This is a genomic window from Streptomyces coelicoflavus (assembly GCF_045041415.1).
GTDB classification, from domain to species: domain Bacteria; phylum Actinomycetota; class Actinomycetes; order Streptomycetales; family Streptomycetaceae; genus Streptomyces; species Streptomyces coelicoflavus.
Window position 1 is genome coordinate 5,297,540 of sequence record NZ_CP108218.1, and the last position, 16,390, is coordinate 5,313,929.

16 protein-coding genes and 3 tRNA genes are annotated in these 16,390 nt (G+C 71.6%); 10 read left to right on the plus strand and 9 right to left on the minus strand.

All coding sequences use genetic code 11. The annotated features are described in order from the left end of the window. Window positions 1-55 precede the first annotated feature (55 nt). Window positions 56-129 (minus strand) — tRNA-Lys (locus OHA99_RS23595). A gap of 198 nt (window positions 130-327) precedes the next feature. On the opposite strand from OHA99_RS23595, the gene OHA99_RS23600 reads away from it, so the two are divergent. The 3 genes from OHA99_RS23600 to OHA99_RS23610 all read left to right on the plus strand — a co-directional run bounded on the left by OHA99_RS23600 (window position 328) and on the right by OHA99_RS23610 (window position 3,482). Beyond that, window positions 328-1,380: a peptidoglycan-binding protein gene (locus OHA99_RS23600; RefSeq protein WP_153179692.1), complete on the plus strand. Its 1,053-nt coding sequence runs from the start codon at window positions 328-330 to the stop codon at window positions 1,378-1,380. A 60-nt stretch (window positions 1,381-1,440) separates the two neighbouring features. Further along, window positions 1,441-2,727, plus strand: a complete 1,287-nt coding sequence (locus OHA99_RS23605; RefSeq protein WP_405697673.1) for an SPFH domain-containing protein — start codon at window positions 1,441-1,443, stop codon at window positions 2,725-2,727. 149 nt (window positions 2,728-2,876) lie between these two features. Then, window positions 2,877-3,482, plus strand: a complete 606-nt coding sequence (locus OHA99_RS23610; protein ID WP_153179694.1) for a lytic polysaccharide monooxygenase — start codon at window positions 2,877-2,879, stop codon at window positions 3,480-3,482. A gap of 65 nt (window positions 3,483-3,547) precedes the next feature. On the opposite strand, the gene OHA99_RS23615 is transcribed toward OHA99_RS23610, so the two are convergent. The 6 genes from OHA99_RS23615 to ehuB all read right to left on the minus strand — a co-directional run bounded on the left by OHA99_RS23615 (window position 3,548) and on the right by ehuB (window position 7,927). After that, window positions 3,548-3,621: transfer RNA gene (locus OHA99_RS23615), tRNA-Lys, on the minus strand. A gap of 273 nt (window positions 3,622-3,894) precedes the next feature. Then, window positions 3,895-4,653 (minus strand): IclR family transcriptional regulator, encoded by a 759-nt coding sequence (locus tag OHA99_RS23620; protein ID WP_153179695.1) that lies wholly within the window; start codon window positions 4,651-4,653, stop codon window positions 3,895-3,897. 221 nt (window positions 4,654-4,874) lie between these two features. Beyond that, window positions 4,875-5,660 carry an ectoine/hydroxyectoine ABC transporter ATP-binding protein EhuA gene (ehuA, locus tag OHA99_RS23625; protein ID WP_007449894.1) on the minus strand — a complete coding sequence of 262 codons (786 nt, stop codon included), beginning with the start codon at window positions 5,658-5,660 and terminating at the stop codon, window positions 4,875-4,877. Further along, window positions 5,650-6,300 (minus strand): ectoine/hydroxyectoine ABC transporter permease subunit EhuD, encoded by a 651-nt coding sequence (gene ehuD, locus OHA99_RS23630; protein WP_007449893.1) that lies wholly within the window; start codon window positions 6,298-6,300, stop codon window positions 5,650-5,652. Before ehuD ends, ehuA begins: the two co-directional genes overlap by 11 nt. Beyond that, window positions 6,297-7,001 carry an ectoine/hydroxyectoine ABC transporter permease subunit EhuC gene (gene ehuC, locus OHA99_RS23635; RefSeq protein ID WP_153179696.1) on the minus strand — a complete coding sequence of 235 codons (705 nt, stop codon included), beginning with the start codon at window positions 6,999-7,001 and terminating at the stop codon, window positions 6,297-6,299. Before ehuC ends, ehuD begins: the two co-directional genes overlap by 4 nt. Continuing rightward, window positions 6,998-7,927, minus strand: a complete 930-nt coding sequence (gene ehuB / locus OHA99_RS23640) for an ectoine/hydroxyectoine ABC transporter substrate-binding protein EhuB (protein ID WP_153179697.1) — start codon at window positions 7,925-7,927, stop codon at window positions 6,998-7,000. The genes ehuC and ehuB overlap by 4 nt, the downstream gene beginning before the upstream one ends. Before the next feature lie 107 nt (window positions 7,928-8,034). Between ehuB and OHA99_RS23645 the strand changes: the two genes are divergently transcribed. Further along, window positions 8,035-8,529 (plus strand): DUF3830 family protein, encoded by a 495-nt coding sequence (locus tag OHA99_RS23645; RefSeq protein WP_161379005.1) that lies wholly within the window; start codon window positions 8,035-8,037, stop codon window positions 8,527-8,529. 141 nt (window positions 8,530-8,670) lie between these two features. Here OHA99_RS23645 and OHA99_RS23650 read toward each other — a convergent pair whose 3' ends face one another. Together OHA99_RS23650 and OHA99_RS23655 are read right to left on the minus strand one after the other, a co-directional pair. Next, the gene (locus OHA99_RS23650; RefSeq protein WP_405697677.1) at window positions 8,671-10,065 is read right to left on the minus strand and encodes an amidase; all 1,395 of its coding nucleotides are present in this window, start codon (window positions 10,063-10,065) and stop codon (window positions 8,671-8,673) included. 36 nt (window positions 10,066-10,101) lie between these two features. Beyond that, window positions 10,102-11,091, minus strand: coding sequence for a D-2-hydroxyacid dehydrogenase (locus OHA99_RS23655; protein ID WP_405697679.1), 990 nt, complete (start codon window positions 11,089-11,091; stop codon window positions 10,102-10,104). Between the two features lie 187 nt (window positions 11,092-11,278). Here OHA99_RS23655 and OHA99_RS23660 point away from each other — a divergent pair, with 187 nt between their 5' ends. The 6 genes from OHA99_RS23660 (at window position 11,279) to OHA99_RS23685 (ending at window position 16,258) form a co-directional block, all read left to right on the plus strand. Then, the gene (locus tag OHA99_RS23660) at window positions 11,279-12,181 is read left to right on the plus strand and encodes an aspartate/glutamate racemase family protein (RefSeq protein ID WP_042826197.1); all 903 of its coding nucleotides are present in this window, start codon (window positions 11,279-11,281) and stop codon (window positions 12,179-12,181) included. Beyond that, window positions 12,178-12,909 carry an aspartate/glutamate racemase family protein gene (locus OHA99_RS23665; protein ID WP_153179700.1) on the plus strand — a complete coding sequence of 244 codons (732 nt, stop codon included), beginning with the start codon at window positions 12,178-12,180 and terminating at the stop codon, window positions 12,907-12,909. The genes OHA99_RS23660 and OHA99_RS23665 overlap by 4 nt, the downstream gene beginning before the upstream one ends. Before the next feature lie 499 nt (window positions 12,910-13,408). After that, on the plus strand, window positions 13,409-14,968 hold the full coding sequence (locus OHA99_RS23670) for a polysaccharide lyase family 1 protein (protein ID WP_153179701.1): 1,560 nt from the start codon (window positions 13,409-13,411) through the stop codon (window positions 14,966-14,968). Between the two features lie 151 nt (window positions 14,969-15,119). Then, the gene (locus tag OHA99_RS23675) at window positions 15,120-15,467 is read left to right on the plus strand and encodes a hypothetical protein (RefSeq protein WP_153179702.1); all 348 of its coding nucleotides are present in this window, start codon (window positions 15,120-15,122) and stop codon (window positions 15,465-15,467) included. Window positions 15,468-15,579: 112 nt separating this feature from the next. Next, entirely contained in the window at window positions 15,580-16,194 is a 615-nt protein-coding gene (locus tag OHA99_RS23680) for a bifunctional DNA primase/polymerase (RefSeq protein ID WP_153179703.1), read from the plus strand. Next, window positions 16,185-16,258 (plus strand) — tRNA-Lys (locus OHA99_RS23685). Before OHA99_RS23680 ends, OHA99_RS23685 begins: the two co-directional genes overlap by 10 nt. Window positions 16,259-16,390: the final 132 nt, after the last annotated feature.

Here is a 16,390-nt window from a genome sequence, read left to right on the forward strand (position 1 = left end):
GGTACCGAATGCACCGAAGGCCCCTCGTGTGATACGAGAGGCCTTCGACCGTCTGTGCGCCGCCAGGGACTCGAACCCCGGACCCGCTGATTAAGAGTCAGCTGCTCTAACCAACTGAGCTAGCGGCGCCTGCTGACCTGCGCAACTCTACCCGATGCCGACCGGTGCTCCGGACCGCCGCCCGGCGCACCCGGCGCACGGGCGTCGCGGCCGGGTACATCATTCGGACCGTCAACATGCGAGTGAAGACGACAGTTGAGAAACTGACCGACATGTACCGAAGTGCGCCGTCGCGGACATTTTCACCGGGAGTGTGAGGGGAATCGCATGGAGACTCCCGTATTCGAGGAAATCGATCCCGCGAGCGATTGCGAATGTCCCGGCTGCCGTCACTGGCGGCGTGTCCTGCCGCATGCCCCGGCAGGCCGCGCGCTCGCCCATCCGGCGGCGTACCGCACGCTGGTCGTGGCCACCGCCGCCGCTTCCGCGACCGCCGTGTCCGCCCTCGGCGCGGGTCCGGCGGCGGCGCTCCCCGCGGCCGCCCACGCGCCCCACCGGCCGGGTGTCCCCGCCGGGGACGAGCCCGGCACCCCGCAGGGACCCAGGTCACCGCTGCACGGTTCGACCGGCCGGCCCGCGGCGCCCCCGGCCGGTGCGGAACTGGCCTCCCTCACCCGCACGGAGATCCTCGACCGGGCCAAGACCTGGGTGGCGGCGAAGGTCCCGTACAGCCTGACCGCGTACTGGTCCGACGGTTACCGGCAGGACTGCTCGGGCTTCGTGTCGATGGCCTGGAAGCTGCCCGCCAACGAGTGGACCGGAAGCCTCGGCACCGTCGCCGACCGCATCACCAAGGCGGAGCTCCAGCCCGGCGACATCCTGCTGTTCCACAACGCGTCCGACCCGGAGAAGGGCTCCCACGTGGTGATCTTCGGCGGCTGGACGGACGGCACGCGCACCGCCTACACCGCGTACGAGCAGACCCCGCCGCACACCCGCAAGCTGGACACGCCGTACGCCTACTGGAGCGACTCCGCCAAGTACCTGCCGTACCGCTACAAGGGGGTCGCCGCGAGCGGGACGGGCAAGGCCGGTGCCCGGGAGGAACCGGCGCCGGCCGCGGGTCCCGCCTCGCACGGGGTGGCGGGGTACCCCGGGCGCGGCATGTTCCGGCCGGGCGCCGACAACGTGTACGTCACCCGGCTCGGCAGGCAGTTGGTGAGGAAGGGGTTCGGCACGTACTACACGAGGGGACCGGGGCCGCGCTGGGGCGAGGCGGACCGGCGGGGCGTCCAGGCCTTCCAGCGCGCCCAGGGCTGGCGGGGCGGGGCGGCGGACGGCTATCCGGGCCCGGAGACCTGGCGGCGGCTCTTCTCGTGACCGGCGCCCAGCAGGTGATCACCCGTTCATGACGCGTCTGGCGCGGAGGCTGGAGCACGCATGAGTACGAACACGACATCCTCGGCCGAACTCTCCACGGAGCCCTCGGCGGACCGTTCCACGCAGCCTTCGGCGGACCGTTGCACGCAGCCCTCGGCCGAACGTTCCGCGGAGCCTTCGGACGGGACCTCGGAGGAGTCCGCGAGGGGCTCCCGGGCCGTGGCGCCGGACGCCGCCCGGCCCGCGTCGCCGGAGGCCGGTCCGCGGCCCGCCCGGCTCATCCACAACGAGGCCACCACCGAGATCCCCGTCCACCTGCTGTTCCGCGACGACCCCGACCCGGCGCCGGTGCCGCTGCGGCCCGCGGTCGTCGCGCGGAGCCAGGGTCCGGGCCCGGGGGAGCGGCCCGGCGAGCGGCCGGCGGCCCGGCGCCGCGTCAACGCCCGCCCGCGCCCGGCGCCGTCGGTCGACCCGGAACTGACGGAACGTCCGGCCCGGGTGCTGCCCGGCGCCGCGGGGGTGGCCGCCGGTCTGTGCGGGGTGGCCGGGTGCGCGGCCACCTCCTGGTGGGCCGGTCTCGTACCCCCGCTCGCGGCCCAGGCGCTGGGCCTGCCGGCGTCCGCGGGTGCCGGGCTCGGGCCCGCGCAGTGGGCGGCGTACGCGGCGGCCGGGGCGCTGGGGATGTTCGGGTTCGGCGGGCTGGCCCGGGGGCGGACCGGGCGGGCCTGGGTGCTCGGTCTGTTCGGCCGTTACCGGGGGACGGTGCGGCGCACCGGCCTGATGTGGGTGAACCCGCTGCTGCTGCGCCGCCGGGTGGACGTGCGGCTGCGGCACTGGCGCAGCGAGCCGATGCCCGCGGCCGACGGCAACGGCGTCGCGCTCAGGGCGGTGACGCTGGTGGTGTGGCGGGTGCGGGACACCGTGCGGGCGACGCTGGGCGTCGAGGACCACGAGACGTATCTGCGCGAGTGCGTGGAGGCGGCGCTGGCCCGGGTCCCGGTGGAGCCGCTCGGCACGGTCCGCAGCTCGGCGGACGTGGCCGGTGACACGCTGACCCGTCTGGTGGCGGCGGACGCGGCGCCGGTCGGCCTGGAGGTGTTCTCGGTGCGGCCGGTCCGGGTGGAGTACGCCCCCGAGGTGGCCGCCGCGATGCACCGGCGCCGGATCGCCGCGCTGGACGCGGCGCAGCGGGCCAGCGTGCTGACCTCGGTCGTGGACTCGGTGGAGGACACGGTGACCCGGCTGACCATGCGGGGACTGGTCGAACTGGACGACTACGAGCGCAAGGTGCTGGTGAAGGACCTGACGGTGGCGTTCTGCGCGGGGCGGGGAGACACCGGCGCGTGACCCGTCCGGCTGCCCGGTGCGGGCGGGCAGCGCGTTCTGCCTTTGGTATGGACATGTTCAACTACCGGCAATAATCTGAACTTGGTCTAGACCTGCACGGCTCACTGAACTTCCCCTGAACTTCCCCACACGTCACAGGGAGCAGCAGTATGCGCACAAGGACCAAGTTGTACGCGGCCGCGCTGGGCATGGCGACCACCGGAGCCCTCGTGCTCTCGTCCGGCGGCGCCAGCGGTCACGGCTACACCGACCTGCCCGTCAGCCGGCAGAAGGTGTGCCAGAACGGCACGGTCGGCGGGTGCGGCGCCATCCAGTGGGAGCCGCAGAGCGTCGAGGGCCCCAAGGGCTTCCCCGCCTCCGGTCCGGCCGACGGAAAGATCTGTTCCGCGGGCCACGGGACGTTCGCCGCCCTCGACAGCCCCAAGCAGCCGAACGGCCAGGCGTGGCCGACCACCCGGGTGAACGGCGGACAGAGCTACACCTTCCGCTGGCAGTTCACCGCCCGGCACGCCACGACCGACTTCAAGTACTACGTCACCAAGCCGGGCTGGAACCAGAACCACAACCTGTCCCGGTCCGACCTCAACCTCACGCCGTTCTTCACGGTGCCCTACGGCGGCAAGCAGCCCCCGGCCACCCTCTCCCACAGCGGCACGCTGCCGTCCGGGCTGAGCGGGCACCACGTCATCCTCGCGGTGTGGACGGTCGCCGACACGGGCAACGCGTTCTACGCCTGCTCGGACGTCACCTTCTGACCGGGGCGCCGCCCGCACGGAACGAGTGAAGGCCCCCCTCGCCGGGCGAGGGGGGCCTTCCGATGTGCGCCGCCAGGGACTCGAACCCCGGACCCGCTGATTAAGAGTCAGCTGCTCTAACCAACTGAGCTAGCGGCGCATGACTCCCGCCGTCCGCTCTTCGCGGCCGACGACGAGGAAAATACTACCCGGTCCCGGACCGTGCTCGTGACCACCCCCGGACGGGCTAGGGGGCGTCGTTTGGATCTTGCCGGGGTCGCGGGGCCTGGCACGCACATCTGCGGCGTTGTCGTCGGTTGTCAACGCTCCGCGTTGCCGCCCTCCTCCGCCTTGCAGCTGCACGCACCAGGCCTCGCTCGGCTAGGCCACAAGGCACCGTTGTCCGGAGCCGGCCTGATCCAAACGACGCCCCCTAGATCGCCATGGACAGCAGCACCGGTGCCGCGCTGCGGTTCAGCTCGTCGGCGGCCCGGCGCAGCCGGTGCGCGTGCTCGACCGGGAGCGACAGGGCCAGGCAGCCCACGGCGGTGCCGGCGGTGATCGGGACGGCCGCGCAGACCGTGCCCACCGCGTACTCCTGGAGGTCCAGGACCGGCACGGTGGGCGGCTGGGACTCCAGCCGGGACAGCAGCAGCCTGTCGCTGGTGATCGTGCGCGAGGTCAGGCGGGCCATCTTGTGCCGGGCGAGGTGGTCGCGGCGGCCCGCGTGGTCCAGCTGGGTCAGCAGGCTCTTGCCCACGGCGGTCGCGTGCGCCGAGACCCGGAAGTCCACCCACTCGTTCACCTTGGGCGTGGCCGGGCTGTCGGCGTACTGGGTGACGCTGACCTCGCCGTCCACGTACCGGCTGATGTAGACGGCGGCGCCCACCGAGTCGCGCAGCCGGTCCAGGGTGCGCTGGAGCTTCTCGCGCAGCGCCTGCTCCCGGCCGTGGGCCGAGCCCAGGCGGGCCAGCGCCTCCCCGGTGACATACGTGCCGTCGGCGGTCTGCTCGACGTAGCCCTCGCGGCGCAGCATGCGCAGGAGCGGAGTCAGTCGCTCCCGGTCGAGGCCGCTGAGGCGGGCGATCTCGGTGTCGGTGACACCGGAGGTGTGCCGCGTCACCGTCTCCAGGACGCGCAGGGCGTCCTGGGCCGAGTGGTGCGGCGCGGTCGGCTTGTGCTGCAGCGCCACGGTGGTCTCCCCCTGCGCTCGCTGATGGGCCCTGCCCCTGTCCCTGCCTGTGCCCCCGGTCCGGACAGCGGATGGCGTCCACGATAGCCGCCAAGGTGCCCGATGGGAGGGGGTGTTGGCCCGATTTCAGGGCTCCGAACTGCGGCACTGGCCCGGTGGCATATGCCAGAGGAATGCCCCAACGTCCCGACCTCGGACGTTGGGGCAGTCACGGCGCGTGATTACAGGACCGCGCTGAGGAATTCCCGCGTGCGGTCGTGCTCCGGCTCGCTGAAGATCTTCTCCGGCGCGCCGGCCTCGATGACCCGGCCCGAGTCGAACATCAGGACCTGGTCCGAGATGTCCCGGGCGAAGTTCATCTCGTGGGTCACACAGAGCATGGTGATGTCCGTGGTGCGGGCGATGTCCCGCAGCAGGTCCAGGACGCCCGCGACCAGCTCCGGGTCGAGCGCCGAGGTCACCTCGTCGAGCAGCAGCACCTTCGGGCGCATCGCCAGCGCCCGGGCGATCGCCACCCGCTGCTGCTGGCCGCCGGAGAGCTGGGCCGGCCGGGCGTCGCACTTGTCGGCCAGGCCCACCATGTCGAGCAGGCCCTTGGCCCGCTCCACGGCCTCGTCCTTGGACATCCCGAGCACCGTGACCGGCGCCTCGGTGATGTTGCGCAGGACGCTCATGTTCGGGAACAGGTTGAACTGCTGGAACACCATACCGATCTGCTTGCGGACCTCGCGCCGCTCCTTCTCGGTCGCCGGGAAGAGCTTCTGCCCGTCCACGGTGATCGTGCCCTCGTCGGGCTTGAGGAGCGTCATCAGCAGCCGCAGGATCGTCGTCTTGCCCGACCCGGACGGGCCGATCAGGGTGACGTGCTTGCCGGCGTCGACGGAGAAGTCCAGGTGGTCGAGGACGGTGTTGTCCCCGAACCGCTTGGTGACCTGCTCCAGGCGTATCAGCTCGCCGGAGCTGCGCTCGGGGCTCTTCTCGGGATTGGGGAGAGTGTCAGTGGGCAAGGCGTCGCTCCAGGGCTCGCAGGGCAAGGGAGGCCAGGTAGGAGATGACGATGAAGGCCACGCCGATCACCGTCAGGGGCTCGGTGAACTGGAAGTTCTGCTGCGAGAACAGCCGCGCCTCGCCGAGCATCTCCAGCACCGTGATCGCCATCAGCAGCGGCGTGTCCTTCAGCATGGAGATCACGTAGTTGCCGAGGGCGGGAGCCACCCGGCGGATCGCCTGCGGCAGGATGACCGCCGTCCACGTCCGCCGCATCGGCAGGTTCAGCGCCGTCGCGGCCTCCCACTGGCCGACCGGCACTCCCTCGATGCCGGCCCGGTAGACCTGCATCGTGTACGTCGAGTAGTGCAGCCCGATGGCGACCACACCGGTGGTGAGCGCCGAGAAGGTGATGTTCCACTCGGGCAGCACGTAGAACAGGAAGAACAGCTGCACCAGCAGCGGGGTGTTGCGCACGAACTCGGTGACCACACCGACCGGCCAGGTCACCCAGCGGCTGGGCACCCGCATCAGCAGCGCCCACACCAGACCGAGGCCGAAGGAGACCAGCGAACCGAGGACCAGGATCTGAAGGGTGACCAGCAGGCCGTCCCAGAAGTGCGGCATGAAGTCGGAGACCGCGCTCCAGTCCCATTTCACGACACACCACTTCCCTCAGGCACCTGCACGGCCGCCGCCGTCTTCTTCTGCGGCGCCTTGCCGACGCCCGCCTTCAGCTTCTTCTCCAGGCCGCGCATCACCCGCGTGAGCAGGAAGGCGATCACGAAGTAGATCAGCAGGATGTACGTGTAGATCTCCGCGCTCTCCTGCAGCGCCAGGCGCACCAGGTTGCCGCTGAAGGCCAGGTCGCCCATGCCCATGATCGACACCAGGGCGGTGCCCTTGAGCAGCTCGATCAGCAGGTTCGAGAAGGGCGGGATCATCTCCGGCACCGCCTGCGGCAGCAGGATCAGCCTCATCCGCTGCCAGGGCGTGAAGCTGAGGGCGATGCCGCCCTCCTTCTGCGCCGGGTCGACCGCGCCGAGCGCGCCGCGCACGATCTCGGAGCCGTACGCCCCGTAGGTCAGGCCGAGCGCCAGCGTGCCCGCCCACATCGGCACCAGCTGCCAGCCGAAGGCCGGTGGCAGCACGAAGAAGACCCAGAAGATCATCACCAGCGCGGAGGTCCCGCGGAACACCTCGGTGTAGAAGCCCGCGAGGAAGCGGACGATCCACAGCCGGTGGCTGCGCGCGATGCCGACCACGAAGGAGACGCCCGCCGCGAGCAGGGTGCTGAAGAAGAGCAGCTGGACCGTGACCCAGACGCCCTGGAGTACGAGTTCCCACAGTCCCGAGGTCATCCGCCGCAGAGCTCCTTCGCGGTCAGATCGGTCATCTCGTTCTCGGTGAAACCGAAGGGCTTGAGGATGCGCAGCAGCTCGCCGCTCTTCTTGAGCTTCTGGAGCTCGACGTTGAAGGCGTCCCGCAGGTTGGTCTCGTCCGGGCGGAAGGCGAAACCGCCGCCGTCGACGTGCGGCTTGCCGTCGACGACCGGGGCGAACGCCTCGGTGGCCTCCGTTTTGCTGGACTTCTTCACCACCTCGCGGACCGTCAGGGCCGTACCGGCGAAGACGTCCACGCGCCCGGACTCGACGGCGTTGAGTCCGGCCACCTGGTCGGGGACGATCAGGATGTCGTCCTCCTTGTACCCGTGCTCCACCGCGTAGGCGATCTCGGCGTAGCCGGTGCCGGTCGCGAACTTGGCCTTCTTCTTGACGACGTCCTCGTAGTTGTGCAGCCCGAGCGGATTGCCCTTGCGCACGATGTACGCGTCGAGCATCTGGTAGTCCGGGTCGGAGAAGATGACCTGCTGGCACCGGTCGGGGTTGATGTACATCCCGGCCGCCACGACGTCGAACTGCTGCGAGGCCAGCCCCGGGATCAGGGAGCCGAACTCCGTCGGCACCGGCTGCACCCGGTCCACTCCGAGTCGCTTGAAGACGACCTTCGCCAGCTCCGGCGCCTCACCGGTCAGCTCGCCGTTCTTGTCGATGTACCCGAAGGGGATCTCACCCGCGATGCCGAGCCGGGCCACACCCTGCGCCCGGAGCCTGCCGAGCAGGTCACCGCCCTCCACGTCGGATGCGCTGGCCACCCGCGAGCAGCCGGCCGCCCCCAGTGCGCCGAGCGCCGCGACCCCCGCGAGCAGCGACCGGCGAGTGGGCCCGGCTGTCCTGGACCATTGGTCGGATATACCCCATGAAGGGGTTCTGTGTGGTGGAGCCATGGGCGCGCAGCTACCCGATGGCGGACGGGTTATGCCGATCTTTTTCAGTCCGATACATCGGCCCGGCGCCCTTGACCGGGGGGCCGCGGGGCACTGCCATGGAGGGTATGGCTGATCGCTACATCGAAGTCTCGCTGGTCAAGCGCGGAATCACCTGCACGGCCCAACTGCTCGACGACCGGGCCCCGATCACCTGCGCGGCCGTTTGGGACGCGCTCCCTCTCGGCGGCGACGTGTACCACGCCAAATACGCCCGCAACGAGATCTACGCCCTCTTCCCGCCCTTCGCGACATCCGAACCACCGCTGGAGAATCCGACGGTAACGCCCATTCCGGGCGACCTGTGCTATTTCGCCTTCGCGGGTGCCGAGTTGGGCACGAAGGCGTACGGCTACGACCGAGAGGTCCGCCCCGGCACCACCCTCGTCGACCTCGCCCTCTTCTACGAGCGCAACAACCTGCTCCTCAACGGCGACGTCGGCTGGGTCCCGGGCACCGTCTGGGGCCGCATCACCGAGGGCCTGGAAGCCATGGCCGAAGCCTGCAACGACCTGTGGCGCACGGGAGCGGCGGGGGAGACCCTCAGCTTCCGCAGGGCGTAGGCGGCAAGCCGCCGCCGCTGCGGGCAGTCGTGCCGCCCCGCCCCCACCTGCGGGCAGTCGTGCCGCTGGGGCGGCACGGGTGGGCGCAGGCGGCGCCCGGCCAGCGCCGGCCAGCGCCCCCTGCGCCCCCCACGCCGGTCACTACCCGGCCGACGTACCCGCCGCCCCCGCCTCGTACAGCGCATGCGCAGCCCGCAACACCAGATCGTCCCGATGCCGCGCCGCGACGATCTGCACCCCGACGGGCAGCCCGTCCCCGTCCACCCCCACCGGCACGGTGCCCGCCGGCTGCTGCGTCAGATTGAACGGATACGTGAACGGCGTCCACCCCGTCCACCGCCGATACCCCGCCCCCTTCGGCACTTCCACCCCCGCCTCGAACGCCGTGACCGGCAAGGTCGGCGTCACCAGCAGGTCGTACTCCTGATGGAACACGCCCATCCGCCGCCCCAGCTCCATCCGCACGTCCACCGCCGCCAGATAGTCCAGCGCCGAGTACCGCGCCCCCGCCGCCACGATCTCCCGCAGCCCCGGGTCCAGCAGCTCCCGCTGCCCCGCCCGCAGGTGCTGCACCACCCGCGCCGCCCCGCTGAACCACAGCGTGTGGAAGGCGTCCACCGGGTCCGTGAAGTCGGGGTCGGCCTCCGTCACGTACGCGCCGAGCCCCGCCAGCCGCTCCACCGCCCGCCGCACCGCCCCGGCCGCCGCGGGACGCACCGCCACCTGCCCGCCCAGCGAGGGCGAGTACGCCACCCGCAGCCCGCGCACCCCGCCCGACAGGGCCTCCGTGTACGCCCCGGGCGCCGGGCCCAGCGCCGACCAGTCCCGGGCGTCCGGGGTGCCGATGACGTCCAGCATCAGCGCCGCGTCCGCCGCGTCCCGGGTCATCGGACCGACGTGCGCGAGGGTGCCGAACGCGCTCGCCGGGTACAGCGGCACCCGGCCGTACGTCGGTTTCAGGCCGAAGATGCCGCAGAAGGACGCCGGGATGCGCACACTGCCGCCGCCGTCCGTGCCCAGCGCCAGCGGCCCCGCCCCGAGCGCCACGGCCGCCGCGGCGCCCCCGCTGGAACCCCCCGCGGTACGGGAGGGGTCGTGCGGATTGCGCGTCACGCCGGACAGGGGCGAGTCCGTCACGCCCTTCCAGCCGTACTCCGGCGTCGTCGTCTTGCCGACGAACACCGCGCCGTGCTCGCGCAGCCTGGCGACAGAGGGCGCGTCCTCGTCCCAGGGCCCGTCCGGAGAGACGGCCCGGGAGCCGCGCAGGGTCGGCTGACCGCGGGTCAGCAGGATGTCCTTCACCGTGACCGGCACCCCGTCCAGACGCCCGCACGGCTCCCCGCGGCGCCACCGCTCCTCGGCCCGCCGGGCCTGGTCCAGCGCCTCCTCACCGGTCAGCCGGACGAAGGCGTTCACCTCCGGCTGGATCCGCTCGGCCCGGTCCAGCACCGCCCGGGTGGCCTCCACGGGGCTGAAAGCACCCTTGCGGTAGCCGTCGACGAGCTGTACGGCGGTCAGCTCGGTGAGGTCGGTCATGCGGCACCCTCCCGCGGGTCGGTGACGTCGGCGACGTCAGTGTCCGGGCACGTATCCACGCTTCTTGTCGACCACGTTGGCCAGCGGTCCGCCCGCCAACCAGCTCTCGAACAACTCCACGAACTGGGCGCCCAGTTCGTCCCGCCAGCCGATCGTGTCCCCGCTCATGTGCGGCGAGACGATCAGCCCCGGCACCGCCCACAGCGCACTGTCCGGGGCCAGTGGCTCGTGGTTCAGCACGTCCAGCGCGGCGCCCGCGATCCGGCGCGAGGTCAGCGCCTCGACCAGGTCGTCCTCGACGACCAGCGGGCCCCGCCCGATGTTCACGAACCGCGCGGAGGGCCGCATGAGCCCGAACCGCCGGGCGTCGAACATGCCGCGCGTGTCGTCGGTCAGCGGCGCCGCGGCCACCACCCAGTCGGCCCCGGCCAGCAGCCGGTCCAGCTCCCCGGTGCCGTGCACGCCGGGGCGCGCGGTGCGGCCGACCAGCGCGGTGGTGACGCCGAGCGCCTCCAGCGTGCTCGCGATCGCCCGGCCGATCGGTCCGGAGCCCACCACGCAGGCGCGTGTTCCGGCCACCCGCATCGACTCGCGGTGGAGCCAGGTCCGCTCGCCCTGGAGCCGCAGCGTGCGCGGCAGGTCCTTCGCCATCGCCAGCACGAGCGCGGCGACGTACTCGGCGATCGGCCGGTCGAAGACACCGCGCGCGTTGGTCACGACCGTGTCCGATTCGGCCAGCTCCGGGCACATCAGGTGGTCCACCCCGGCGCTCGCCGTGTGCACCCAGCGCGGACGCGGCCCGCCGCCCGGCCACGCCTCGCGCACCGCGTGCGAGGTGAAGTCCCACACCAGCAGGACGTCGGCGTGCGGCAGCCGCTCGGCCAGCGTCGCCGCGTCGGTGTGTTCGACGCGGGCCCGGCCGGTCAGCCGGCCCAGACGGGGGAGGGGCTCGGCGTCCAGTACGAGGAGGGTGGGCGTGGGCGCGGGCCCGGACGCGGGCGTGGGTGAGGACGCGGACGTGGTCATCGGCGGGCCTGTCTCCGGTCGGCGGAAGCGGGGCGGTTCAGGAGTTGACGGGGGACTCAACCAGCTGTTGACCTGGAGGTGATGCGGGTGGATTGACCACGCTCGCACCGGAACCTACCTTCGTCAACACGGCCGTGCGTAACGGTGCGTTGCCCTCTCCTTCCTCAGTGTGAGGCCGGTGCGTGCCATGGACATCTCCTTTCTCGGCGGACCAGCTCCGCAACGCGGGGTCGGCGTGGTCGCCCCGTTCGACTTCGCACTCGATCGCGAGCTGTGGCGATGGGTGCCCGACGACGTGTCGCTGCACATGACACGGACGCCCTTCGTACCCGTCGAGGTCAGTCTGGACCTCGCCCGGATGGTCAGCGAACACGAGACCCTCGGCGAGGCGGTCCGCACCCTCAACGCCATCGCGCCCCAGGTCGTCGCCTACGCCTGCACCTCGGGCAGCTTCGTCGGCGGCATCGCCGGGGAACGCGCCATGTGCGAGGCGATGACCTGGGCGGGCGCCGTCCCGTCCGTCACCACCTCCGGCGCACTGCTGGACGCGCTGACCGAGCTGGGCGTACGCCGGGTCGCGCTGGTGACGCCGTACACCGTGTCCGTGACCCGGGCGCTGGAGGCGTACGTCGCCGAGGCGGGCGTCACCATCTCCGGCTGCGCCTTCATGGGGCTGACCCGGCACATCTGGAAGGTCCCGTACCGCGACGTGGCCGACATGGCCCGCCAGGCCGTGCCCGCGCCGGGGGCGGCGGACGCCCTGTTCATCTCCTGCACCAACCTCCCCACCTACGACGTCATCCCGCAGCTGGAGGCCGAGCTGCGGATCCCCGTGATCTCGGCCAACCAAGTGACGATGTGGGCGGCACTGCGCCGACTGGGTACCCCTGCGGTGGGGCCGTACCAGGCGCTCACCGATCCGGCCGCCCGCATCGGCCCCGCCGCGACGGCCGCGGCCGGTCCCACGGTGGTGGGACCCGCCGGTCCCGTCGACCCCGCGGTGGCGGGTCCGGTCGGACCCGCGGCGGCGGACCTGCCGGGCGTCGGTGACGTCCCGGACACCGAACAGCAGCAGGAAGGGTGGACATGACAGCACTGGGATTCCTGTACCCGGGCCACTCCGGCGAGGACGACTACCCACGCATCGAGCAGCTCCTGGGCAGCGACATCCGGGTGGACCTGGTGCACACGGACATCGGCGAGGACGCCCACCGGGTGGACGCGCTGCTCGAGATGGGCGCGCCGCGGCGCCTCGAGGCGGGCGTGGCCGAGCTGCGGCTGGCCGGCGCCGACGCCGTGGTGTGGGCCTGCACCAGCGGCAGCTTCGTCCACGGCTGGGACGGCGCGCACGAACAGGTGCGCGCCCTGGCCCGGGCGGCGGGTCTGCCGGCCTCCTCCACCTCCTTCGCCTTCGTGCACGCGGCGAAGGAGATCGGGGCGCGGCGGGTCTCGATCGGCGCGACCTACCCGGACGACGTGGCGCGGCTCTTCGCGGACTTCCTCGGCGCCGCCGGCATCGGAGTGTCCGACGTCGTCAGCTCCGGCATCATCACCGCCGCGGAGGTCGGCACCTGGACGGAGGACGAGGTGCTGGCGCTGGCCCGCGCCGCCGACCGCCCGGACGCCGAGGCGGTGTTCCTCCCGGACACGGCCCTGCGCACGGCGGCCCACATCCCGGCCCTGGAGAAGGAACTGGGCAAGCCGGTCCTCACCGCCAACCAGGTCACCGTCTGGGAGGGCCTGCGCCTGGCCGACCGCCGCGTCAACGCGCCGGAACTGGGCGCACTGTTCACCCGGGAGCCGGTGGTGCAGGCCTAGGGGGTGTCGTTTGGATCAGGGCGGCTCCAGGCAACGGTGCCAGACCCCGCGACCCCGGCAAGATCCAAACGACACCCCCTGGGACGGTCCACGGCGGTGTCGTGGCAGGCCCGCCGCACGGAAGAACCCCGGTCCCGCGTGAGCGGAACCGGGGTTCTCGTCGAGCGCTGGGCAGGCCTTGCACCTGCATTTCCCCACGGGAAGTGGGGCGTCTTTCCTTGGACCACCAACGCACTGCCTGCTGCGGGGAGTTGGCCCCCGTGATCAGGCAAGATGATCGTACCGCAGCTCCGGCCGGGGTGCACATCGAGCGCCGATGGTTCAGATAGATGGACATAAATCGTTCACCTGAACAACGGGTTGCGTACCTGAACCCTTGTCAGCACCCGAAGCTCCCCCTATTCTCACGCCGAGAAAGCGCTTTCCGCCATGGCTGTGATTGACATGATCACGCCATGGCTTCCGTTCCGGCATGTGAAGGCGAATGGGGAGACCGAGGATGAGACGACCAGTCGCGCTGCGACTCCAAGCGGCACTGGGCACGCTGGCCCTCGCGGCCGCGGCCGGTGTGGTGCTGACGATGCCCGAGACGGCGTCGGCGGCGGCCGGCGGCGCCACCGGCTACGCGACCCAGAACGGCGGCACGACCGGCGGCGCGGGCGGGCAGACCGTCCGCGCCACCACCGGCACGGCGATCCACCAGGCCCTGTGCGGCCGTGCCAGCAGCAGTACCCCGATCGTCATCGAGGTCGAGGGCACCATCAACCACGGCAACACCAGCAAGGTGTCGGGCGACAGCTGCAACACCGCCGCCGACAAGATCGAGCTGAAGCAGGTCAGCAACATCACCATCGTCGGCGTCGGCAGCGGTGCCGTCTTCGACCAACTGGGCATCCACATCCGGGAGTCCAGCAACATCGTCATCCAGAACGTGACCGTCCGGAACGTCAAGAAGTCCGGTTCGCCCACCTCCAACGGCGGCGACGCCATCGGCATGGAGAGCGACGTCCGCAACGTCTGGGTCGACCACTCCACCCTGGAGGCCTCGGGCGGCGAGTCGGAGGGCTACGACGGCCTCTTCGACATGAAGGACAACACCCAGTACGTCACCCTGTCCTACAGCGTCCTGCGCAACTCCGGCCGCGGCGGGCTCATCGGCTCCAGCGAGAGCGACCGCTCCAACGGCTACGTCACCTTCCACCACAACCTGTACGAGAACATCGACTCCCGCGCGCCCCTCCTGCGCGGCGGCGTCGCCCACATGTACAACAACCACTACGTGAGCCTGAACAAGTCCGGGATCAACTCCCGGGCGGGCGCCAAGGCCAAGGTCGACAACAACTACTTCGAGGACTCCAAGGACGTCCTCGGCACCTTCTACACCGACGAGGCCGGCTCCTGGCAGGTCAGCGGCAACATCTTCGACAACGTGACCTGGTCCGAGCCCGGAGGGGACAACAACCCGGCCGGCCCCGACCCGCAGTCCAACACCACCGTCTCCATCCCGTACTCCTACACCCTCGACGACGCCTCCTGCGTGCCGTCCGTCGTGAGCGGTACGGCGGGCGCGAACAAGGGCCTGAAGGTGTCGGACGGCAGCTGCACACCGCAGAGCCCGGACCCGACCGACCCCACGGACCCGGACCCGACCGACCCGGACCCGACGGACCCGGACCCCACGGATCCGCCGAGCGGGACCAACCTCAGCATCGGGGCCGGCTCCGACGGCTCGTCCAAGGCGAGCGGCACCAGCTACGGCAACGTCCGCGACGGTGACATGAGCACCTACTGGTCCCCCTCCGGCACGACCGGCTCCGTCTCCGTCAAGTGGTCCTCCGCCCGGACCGTCGCCAAGATCAACATCCGGGAGGCATCGGGCTCCCAGGGCACCATCGGCTCCTACCGCGTCCTCAACCACGACACCGGTGCCGTCCTGGCCTCCGGCAGCGGCGCGGGCGTGATCGCCTTCTCCCCGGTCTCGCTGGAGAAGATCACCTTCGAGATCACCGGCGCCTCGGGCACCCCGAAGGTCGCCGAGTTCGAGACGTACGCCGGCTGACACGGCCGGGTGGGCGGGGTGTGTCCGGGGCGCGGTGCCGGACACACCCCGCCCTCTTGCGCGAGCGCGGGACAATGGACGGTGGCCCACTCCACCGGAGTGACCCCCGCACCCGGGGACGGGCCGTCGTCACGCACGAGGAGGAGAAGACATGGCGGAGCCCACGCCGCGTCGGCACGAACCGCGGCTACGCCCCGCGCCCCTGCTCTTCGAGCCGGCGGAGGCGGCCGCCGACCCGGAGCACTTCTTCGACCTCGAGTCGATCGACGACCCCCGGGCCCTGCTGGAGCGGGCCACCGAACTGACCCACGCGTTCCGTGCGGCGGCGGACCGGGCGATGGAGTTCCAGGCGCTCGCCGCGGCGCAGCTGGCCGATCCCCGGCGGTTCGACCGCCTGACGACCGCGGACATCGCCGAACGGGCCGAGTGGACCGAGGACTACGCCAAGAAGATGGTGGAGTTCGGGCGCGACCTGATGCGCGGCGAACCGGCCGAGTAACCGGGGCGCATATGACAGGGGGCTGGGCAAGATACTCCCTTCCCGGTCGTCGCGTCCCCGTTTCCGGTAACCCGGCGGAGCTTTCTCCTCACGCACGGTAGATATCTGCGGTATGAGCAGCACACGCAACGCCACGCCCCACGTCTCGGACGTCACCGCGGACGGCGCCGCCTGGCTGGCGTCGGCGGTCGCGTACCCGCGCGACACGCTCGCGCTCTGGGAGGAGCGGCCCGCGGCCCCGGTCGTCCTGCCCTGCGGCTCCGCCTTCGACGTGGTGAGTGCTCCCGCGATCTTCGGCCGCCGGATGCTCGACCGGCTGTGGGAGGACGGCCCGGGTTCCGGCCCGGTGGCGGAGTTCCGCGGCCGGATGCTGCTGTTCGCCGCGCCGGGCACCGCCCAGCGTCTGCCCTCGCTGCTCGACTGGGAGGAGTGGGGCGCCCGCGGCCGGGCGGACGGGCGTACGGGCGCGGTGCCGCCGCTGCTGTGCCACGGCGTCGGGGACACGGTGACCGTCCCGGCCCCCGCGGGTCCCGCCGCTCCAGCGGGTGGGCCGGCGCGCTCCGGGTCCCGCTGGCTGGTGGCCCCGGACATCCGCCGGCCCTGGCTGCCCGGCCCGGAGATCCTGCTCTGGGCGGCGGTGCGGGCGGCCCGCGCGGCGGTGCGGATTTCGATTTTTCCTCCCGCCGACCAGGGTGCTAAGGTCTACGACGTCAGCAGGCGCCGCTAGCTCAGTTGGTTAGAGCAGCTGACTCTTAATCAGCGGGTCCGGGGTTCGAGTCCCTGGCGGCGCACGTTGGCGATGGCGAGGCGTGTTCGCGGAAAGCGCGAACCGGCCTCGCCATCGTTGTTTTTGCGCGGCTTCGCCGCGCGTTGTGGGGGCTTCGCCACCCACACCCCCCCCGCTCGGTGGGCCGGGGGTGGTG